General features: G+C 69.3%; 1 protein-coding gene. It reads left to right on the top strand.

Annotated features, from left to right (window positions below; translation table 11 throughout):
• Nucleotides 1-132: 132 nt before the first annotated feature.
• Nucleotides 133-783, top strand: a 651-nt coding sequence (locus J1C48_RS18765; RefSeq protein ID WP_281433638.1) for a contractile injection system protein, VgrG/Pvc8 family, incomplete at its 3' end; no start/stop codon positions are given.

Below are 783 nucleotides of genomic sequence, written 5' to 3'. Positions count from 1 at the left end.
GTGCAGGGCGAGGATGACGACGCGGGCGGGGTGTCAGGCTCAAGCGCCGGCAGCGGCGCGGGCGCCGGCGCGTCTGCGGGTTTGAATGGCGGCGCTGGATCCTCTGGCGGGTCGGGCGCGGCGCCCGGCGTCATGGGCGGGGTCGAGTCGAAAATCCGCCGGCCGTTCAATGGGCTGGTGACGGCGCTGGAGGAAGGCCCGCCGGTGACCCGGGGCCTGCGCGCCTACCGCATGGTGTTGCGGCCCGAGATGTGGCTGTTGTCGCGCCGTTCCGACTGCCGGATCTTTCTCGACAAGACCTCGCTGCAAGTCTGCGAGATGCTGTTTGCCGAGCATCAGCTGACGGCGCCGGATCTCTCCGGCGTCATCCTCGATCCGCCGGTCAGGCCCTATTCGGTGCAGTGGAACGAGACCGATCTTGCCTATCTTCTGCGCCGCTTCGAGCAGGACGGGCTGTTCTACTGGTTCCGCCACGACAACGGCCGGCATCAGCTCGTCGTCGCCGATCATCAGAGCGGCTGGCTGGGGCCGTCGCCGGCGGCCGCGGCGGCGGCCGTGAGCGCGGGCGCGGGCGGCTCTGGCGCGGCAAAAATGCGGATCGCGCAGGGCTCGTCGGACCGCAACCATATCGACGACTGGCGAAGGCTTTATTCCTACGTCCCCGGCAAGCGGGCGGGCCGGGACTGGAATTTCGAGACGCCGCAGATGGTGCCGGGGGCGGAGACGCCGGGGATGGTGGCGCTGCCGGAAAACGCTTACCGGGAGCTCTACGAATATCCGGCG

This window comes from Jiella flava (assembly GCF_017349315.1).
Lineage (GTDB): Bacteria > Pseudomonadota > Alphaproteobacteria > Rhizobiales > Rhizobiaceae > Jiella > Jiella flava.
Note: the sequence above shows the minus strand (reverse complement) of the source record. Positions and strands in the feature narration are given on the sequence as shown.